Origin of the sequence: Streptomyces sp. YS-3, from assembly GCF_045257485.1 — a bacterium.
In the GTDB taxonomy this organism is placed as follows: domain Bacteria; phylum Actinomycetota; class Actinomycetes; order Streptomycetales; family Streptomycetaceae; genus Streptomyces.
Genome location: NZ_JBJHPC010000375.1, coordinates 1 through 7192, shown reverse-complemented (window position 1 = coordinate 7192; position 7192 = coordinate 1). Strand labels below are relative to the sequence as shown.

General features: G+C 72.6%; 6 protein-coding genes. 2 read left to right on the top strand and 4 right to left on the bottom strand.

Features of this window, described 5'->3' with window-relative positions:
• Positions 1 to 37: 37 nt before the first annotated feature.
• From ACJA3G_RS25490 to ACJA3G_RS25475, 4 genes are all read right to left on the bottom strand, one after another.
• A complete protein-coding gene (locus ACJA3G_RS25490; protein ID WP_406555383.1) occupies positions 38 to 670 on the bottom strand; it encodes a hypothetical protein in 633 nt (210 codons plus the stop codon).
• A 159-nt stretch (positions 671 to 829) separates the two neighbouring features.
• Entirely contained in the window at positions 830 to 2206 is a 1377-nt protein-coding gene (locus tag ACJA3G_RS25485; RefSeq protein WP_406555382.1) for a CitMHS family transporter, read from the bottom strand.
• A 123-nt stretch (positions 2207 to 2329) separates the two neighbouring features.
• The gene (locus ACJA3G_RS25480) at positions 2330 to 4549 is read right to left on the bottom strand and encodes a molybdopterin oxidoreductase family protein (RefSeq protein WP_406555381.1); all 2220 of its coding nucleotides are present in this window, start codon (positions 4547 to 4549) and stop codon (positions 2330 to 2332) included.
• Between the two features lie 87 nt (positions 4550 to 4636).
• Positions 4637 to 5212 carry a TetR family transcriptional regulator gene (locus ACJA3G_RS25475; protein ID WP_406555380.1) on the bottom strand — a complete coding sequence of 192 codons (576 nt, stop codon included), beginning with the start codon at positions 5210 to 5212 and terminating at the stop codon, positions 4637 to 4639.
• Between the two features lie 135 nt (positions 5213 to 5347).
• Here ACJA3G_RS25475 and hmgA point away from each other — a divergent pair, with 135 nt between their 5' ends.
• A complete protein-coding gene (gene hmgA / locus ACJA3G_RS25470; protein WP_406555379.1) occupies positions 5348 to 6676 on the top strand; it encodes a homogentisate 1,2-dioxygenase in 1329 nt (442 codons plus the stop codon).
• A gap of 137 nt (positions 6677 to 6813) precedes the next feature.
• The coding region (locus tag ACJA3G_RS25465; RefSeq protein WP_406555378.1) for a GntR family transcriptional regulator at positions 6814 to 7192 on the top strand (379 nt) is incomplete at its 3' end.

Sequence of the window (7192 nt, the reverse complement as noted above, 5' to 3'; positions counted from 1 at the left end):
GTAGGCGCGGGTGCGGTGGAGGGGCCTGGGGGAGCCGTTACGCGTCGCCATGGCCGCGCCGGCGCAGCCGTCGCACGAAGAGCGCCCCGGAGAGGCCCACGAGACCGAGGGCCGCCGCGCCCGCCGCCGGGGAGACCCCGTCGGTGACGCCGCCGTCGTTCCCGGCCAGGCCGCCGCCGCCGGCGTTCGGGCCGCCGTTGGGCAGGATGCTCCTCGGGACGCCCGAGGGGCCGGTGACCGGGCTGCAGTCGACCTTGAAGACCTTCATCTTGCCGGCGCCGTTGCCCCCGACGATGTTCCAGGTGAGCTTGTACTGACCGTCGGGGAGGGTCAGCGGCAGGGTGTGGCCGACGCCGGTGGGCAGGGCGATGGCGCCGTTGAGGGCCGCGCCGCCCGCCCGCAGCGGCTGCGTCTGGATCGACCAGCTGATGTTCTGCTTCGGGTCGAAGTTGAACCCGTCGAGGTAGAACCCGCAGACCTTGGGCTCGTTGCGCTGGTCGGTGAACGGGGTGCCCAGGTTGTGGATCTTCACGTCGCCGTTGTCGCCGGGGGCGGCGTGGGCGACGGGCGTCCCGGCCAGGGCGGCTCCGGCCAGCCCGAGGGCGAGGGCCGCGGCGGCGGTGACGGCGGGGCGGCGGACGGTGGGGCGCGGAGGTGAGGAGGCAGGCATGCGCTTTCCTTCGAGTCAGATTGTCATATAAATCGACCTTTCGTCTGACTCTCTTTCACATCCGCCCCGCGAAACGGCGGAGCAGCGCCGGACGAACCGCGCGATATCGCCCGTCCGGCGCAACGCCCCGCGTCCGGGGGCTCGTCTCCGGCGCCCCCGTCAGATGATCCCGAAGAGAATCCCGGCACCGAGGACCACCAGTGAGGTGAGCACCGCCCACTTCACCGTGAAGCGGGTGTGGTCGCCGAACTCGACCTTGGCCATGCCCACCAGGACGTACACCGCCGGCACCAGCGGACTCGACATGTGCAGCGCCTGCCCGACCAGAGAGGCGCGGGCGATCTCCACGGAGGAGACGCCGTGCGCGGCCCCGGCCTCCGCGAGAACCGGCAGCACGCCGAAGTAGAAGCCGTCGTTGGACATGAAGTACGTGAGCGGCAGGCTCAGGACGCCGGTGACCAGCGCCATGTGCGGGCCCATGGCGTCGGGGACGGCGCCGACCAGCCAGTCCGCCATGTGCTTGACCATGCCGGTGCCGTTGAGGACGCCGGTGAAGACGGCCGCCGCGAAGACCATGCCCGCCACGTTGACGACGTTGTCGGAGTGGGCGGCGATCCGGGCCTTCTGGTCAGGCATGTGCGGGAAGTTGACGGTGAGCGCCAGCGCCGCGCCCAGCAGGAACAGCACCGGGATCGGCAGCCACTCCATGATCATGGCGGTGAGCAGCGCCACCGTGAGGGCCGCGTTGAACCAGTACAGCTTGGGCCGCAGGGTCGCGCGCTCGGGGTCGAGCCCCTGGAAGCCGGGGGTTTCGGAGCTCTGCGCGCCCCCGTCGGCCGCGGCCGGGCGCGGCGGCTCGGAGCCGCCCGCCGCCACCAGGACGGTCTCGCTCTCCGGCTCCAGGGCCTCGTCGAGCGAGAGGTAGCCGAGCCGCGCGCGCTCGCGGCGGCCCAGGACGTACGCGAGGACGAAGACCGCCACCAGACCGACCGCGAGGGCGGGGATCATCGGGACGAAGATGTCGGACGCGTCGAGTTTGAGGGCGGTGGCGGCGCGGGCGGTCGGGCCGCCCCAGGGCAGGGTGTTCATCACGCCGTTGGCGGTGGCGGCCACTCCCGTCATCACCACCAGGCTCATCCCCAGCCGCTTGTACAGCGGGTACATCGCGGAGACCGTGATCATGAAGGTGGTCGAGCCGTCGCCGTCGAGGGAGACGATGGCGGCGAGCACCGCCGTACCGACGACCACGCGGACCGGGTCGGCCTTGCAGAACCGCAGGATGCCGCGGACCACCGGGTCGAAGAGGCCGACGTCGATCATCACTCCGAAGTAGATGATCGCGAACATCAGCATCGCGGCGGTCGGCGCGAGCTTGCCCACGCCGTCGACCACGTAGTCGCCGAGGTGGGCGCCCTTGCCCACGAAGACGCAGAAGAGGGCGGGGATCAGAACCAGCGCCGCGATGGGCGACAGCTTCTTCATCATGATCAGCACCAGGAAGGTCGCGATCATGGTGAAGCCTAGGACGGTCAGCATGGAGGACACCTAACGTTCACCCTTGAACTCCCGCCAGGGGGCTGGCGGTGCGGATGACGTTAGGGCGGCCCTTCCGACGTCAGCAAGACGTTGACGTGTGAGCAATACGAGCAAAACCCCAGGTCAACGAAGTGCGACCAGCTCGACGGGGAAGCCGTTGAGCACCGCCGTCCCCGACAGCGGGTCCAGCCGCGAGCCGTCGAGCAGCTGGTTGACGTTGACCCCGGGCCGCCCGGCGGCGACCCCGAGGCGGGTCTCCGGGCGGTCGTGGCCCCAGCCGTGCGGCAGGCTGACGACACCGGTGCGGACCGAGTCGGTGATCTCCACGGGCGCCGTCACCTCGCCGCCGTCCGCCGTGACGCGTACCGAGTCGCCCTCGCGCAGACCGAGGCGCGCCGCGTCCTCGGGGTGGACGTGGAGGGTGCAGCGGTTGGAACCGCCGTTCAGCGACGGGATGTTGTGCAGCCAGCTGTTGTTGGAGCGCAGATGCCGCCGGCCGACCAGGACGAGCCCGTCGGGCCGGGCGTCGAGCGCCGCGCGCAGCCGGGGCAGGTCCTCGGCGATCGGGGCGGGCAGCAGCTCGATCCGCCCGCTGCGGGTCCGCAGCACCTGCGGCAGCCGGGGCTTCAGCGGCCCGAGGTCGATGCCGTGCGGGTGGGCGAGCACCCGCTCCAGGCTGAGGCCCTCGGGGTCGGCGCCGAAGCCGTCGCCGTACGGACCGAGCCGCAGCATCATGTCGAGCCGCCGCTCGGGGCCGCTGTCGCCGGTCAGCTGCCCGGCGAGCTCCCGCGGGTCGCGTCCGTACACGGCCGAGTGCGGGTCGGCCACGGCCTTGCCCAGGGTGCGGTCGACGACCGTCGCGTCCACGGCGTCCGGCGGGGCGCCGTGCATCCCGGTGACCGCGAGGACGAGCCGGGCGTGGATCTCGCACTCGTCGAGCCTGCCCTCGGCGAGCGGCACGGCGGGCCGGGTGTAGCGGACCTGGTTGCGTACGGCGAGCCCGTTGAAGGCGAAGTCGAAGTGGGCGCTCTGCGACGGCGGGGGCGGCGGCAGCACGACGTCGGCGTGGCGCGAGGTCTCGTTGAGGTAAGGGTCGACGCTGACCATGAAGTCGAGCCCGTCCAGCGCACGGTCGAGCCGGTCGCCGTCGGGGGCGGAGAGCACCGGGTTCGCCGCGCACACGATCAGCGCCCGGATCTGCCCCTCCCCCGGTGTCTCGATCTCCTCGGCGAGGGCCGCGGCGGGCAGCTCCGACTTGGCCTCGGGGTGGCCGCCGACCCGGCTGCGCCAGCGGCCGATCTCGAAGCCCCGGCCGGGTCCGGCCGGGCGCGGGGCGCGGTCGGTGGCGGAGAGCGGGAAGAGCGCGCCGCCGGGCCGGTCCAGATTGCCGGTGAGGATGTTGAGGACGTCGACGAGCCAGCTGGCCAGGGTGCCGTGCTCCACCGTGCAGCTGCCGATGCGGCCGTAGACAGCGGCGGTGGGCGCCGCCGCGAGCTCCCGGGCGAGGACGCGGATCTCGTCCGGGTCGAGGTCGCAGGCCGCCCCGACCGCCTCGGGGGTGAACTCCCGTACGGCATCGTGGACTTCGGACAGCCCCTCCAGCGCGTCGGCGAGTTCGCCGGGCGAGGTGAGCTTCTCCTCGAAGAGGACGTGGGCGAGCGCGGCGAGCAGCAGCGCGTCGGTGCCCGGCCGGGGGGCCAGGTGGCGGTCGGCCAGCTTGGCGGTCCGGGTGCGGCGCGGATCGACGACGGTGAGGGTGCCGCCGCGCGCCCGCAGGGCCTTGAGTTTCCCGGGGAAGTCCGGGGCGGTGCACAGACTCCCGTTGGACTCCAGGGGGTTGGCGCCGAGCAGCAGCAGATGGTCGGTGCGGTCGAGGTCCGGCACCGGGATGGCGAACGGGTCGCCGAAGAGGAGCCCGCTGGAGACGTGCTTGGGCATCTGGTCGAGGGTGCTGGCGGTGAAGAGACTGCGGGTGTGCAGGGCGCCGAGCAGGACGGGCGGGTAGAGGGCGCCGGCCATGGTGTGGACGTTGGGGTTGCCGAGCACCACCCCGACGGCGTCGGCGCCGTACGTCTCGACGACCGGCCGGATCCGCTCCGCGACCAGGCCGAACGCCTCGTCCCAGGTCGCCTCCACCAGTCTGCCGTCCCGGCGGACCAGGGGCGCGGTGAGCCGGTCGGGGTCGGCGTCGACCTCCCCGAAGGAGGCGCCCTTGGGGCAGATGAACCCCTGGCTGAACACATCGTCCCGGTCGCCGCGGGCACCGGTGACCCGGGTCCCCTCGACGGTCAGGGTCAGCCCGCAAGTGGCTTCGCAGAGGGGGCAGATGCGGAGTGCGGACATGGGGGGTCCTCCCCGGGGCGGCGGCGGGTGACGCACGGGCTCTCCGAGCATACCGACCGGTAGGCATGGTGGCGAGGGCCGCGGCGCTCAGCCCAGGGTCCTGGCCAGGTACGCGTGCAGCAGCTCCCGGGTCTCGGACACGATGCCCGGGTCCCCCGCCAGGTCGGTACGGAAGGCGAGCCGCAGCAGGGCGTCCGCGGCCTCGACCGCCACCAGGATGGTCAGCCGCAGCTCCGCGTCGGGGGCGCGGCCGAACTGGGCCGGGAGCAGCTCGGCGAGCCGCTCGGCCAGCAGGTGGTTGGCGTCGGCGGCGGGGTCGGCGACCGGCTGCGGCCCGCCGAAGTCCACCAAATTGAAGCCGGGCACGGTCTTCTTCAGGACCAGGTACTCGTCGAGCACCGCGTCGATCGCCCCGCGCCAGTCCTCGGCCTCGATGGTGGCGAGCCGGGCGCCGACGATCTCCGCGAACCGGTCGAGGTTGCGGGCGGCGAGCGCCTCGGCGAGGGCCCGCTTGTTACTGAAGAAGCGGTACACCGAGCCGATGGGCACGCCCGCCCGCTGGGCCACGGCCCGGGTGGAGAGGTCCTCGTAACCGGTCTCGTCCAGCAGTTCGGCGCAGGCATCCAGGATCCGGCTGAGGCGCTCGGCACTGCGTTGCTGCACGGGTGCGCGGCGGAGGTTCGCATGGGGCACGGCCCCATCATGCCGCGCTCGGCCGGTTCTGCCGTTGACGCGGTCCGATCCGAATCCTACGGTGACCCATAGGATTGCAGGATTCTTCAGCGGCGGGAGCGGCGGATGACCACCAGCAGCGAGCAGGCCAGGAAGACGGCACAGGCGCTGTCGTACTCCCCGGGGTTCGGTAACGAGCACAGCTCGGAGGCGGTTCCCGGCGCTCTGCCGCATGGCCGGAACTCGCCGCAGCGCGCCCCCCTGGGGCTCTACGCGGAGCAGTTGAGCGGCTCCGCGTTCACCGAGCCCAGGGCGCACAACCGCCGCTCCTGGCTGTACCGGATCACGCCGTCCGCCGCCCATCCCGCGTTCGTCCGGACCGGCAACGGCCGGCTGCGCAGCGCGCCCTTCACCGAGACCGTGCCCGACCCCAACCGGCTGCGCTGGAACCCGCTGCCGGAGCCGGCGGCCGGCACGGACTGGCTGGCGGGCCTGTGGACGCTGGGCGGCAACGGCGACGCCACCCAGCGCACCGGCATGGCCGTTCACCTCTACCACGCCAACGCCTCCATGGACCGGGTCTTCAGCGACGCGGACGGCGAGCTGCTGATCGTCCCCGAGCGCGGCGGACTGCTGCTGCGCACCGAGTTCGGCCTGCTCGCGGCCCGCCCCGGCGAGATCGCGCTGATCCCCCGCGGAGTGCGCTTCCGGGTCGAGCTCCTCGACGAGACGGCCCGCGGCTATGTGTGCGAGAACTACGGGCAGCCCTTCCAGCTCCCCGACCTCGGCCCGATCGGCGCCAACGGCCTCGCCAACGCCCGGGACTTCCTCGCACCGGTCGCGGCGTACGAGGAGGCGGAGGGCCCGGTGGAGGTGGTCAACAAGTTCTGCGGCAACCTGTGGAGCGCGCGGTACGACCACTCGCCGCTGGACGTGGTCGCCTGGCACGGCAACCATGTGCCGTACGTGTACGACCTGCGCCGCTTCAACGTCATCGGCACGATCTCGTACGACCACCCGGACCCGTCGATCTTCACGGTCCTCACCTCCCCCTCCGACACCCCGGGCCTCGCGGGCGTCGACTTCGTGGTGTTCGCGCCGCGTTGGCTGGTCGGCGAGGACACCTTCCGGCCGCCGTACTTCCACCGCAATGTGATGAGCGAGTACATGGGCCTGATCGAGGGCGCGTACGACGCGAAGACGGCCGGGAAGGGGGGTTTTGTTCCCGGCGGCGGCTCGCTCCACAACATGATGTCGGCGCACGGCCCCGACCGGGAGACCTTCGACAGGGCGAGCGCCGCCGAGCTGAAGCCGCAGAAGATCGACGACGGCCTCGCGTTCATGTTCGAGACGCGGTGGCCGGTGACGGCGACGGAGCAGGCGGCGTCGGCGGAGCACCTCCAGCGGGGGTACGACGAGGTGTGGCGGGGTCTGGAGCGCCACTTCCGCGCGTGACGCGCGCGCCGGCGGTCCCGGCGCGCCCGGTACCGACCGGTGCCGACCGGTGCCGACCGGTGCCGACCGGGCGCCCGGTGCCGCCGGATCCTGAGCCACACCTTCCGCCGCGCCCCAGAGCCTGATACGGAATGCCCGTGACCTCCTCGACCCCCGCACCGCCCCCGGCCTCCTCCTTCGCTCCGGACTCGCTGGTCCTGAACCGCAAGCTGCCGCTGTGGTACCAGGTCTCGCAGTCCCTGCGGGCGTCGATACTGGGCCGCACGCCCGACGCCTCGCTGCGGCTGCCCACCGAGGAGCGGCTCGCCGCGCACTACGGCGTGAGCGTGCTGACCATGCGGCAGGCGCTGAAGGAGCTGGAGGAGGAGGGGCTGATCACCCGGCACCGGCGGCGCGGCACGTTCATCGAGCCGGCCGCGCGGCGGGGGGCCCCGGTGCGGCTGCTCGGCTCGATCGACGCGATCGTCGCGCAGCAGTCGGGGGAAGCGACGACGGTGCTGGGGCACGGGGCGGGGC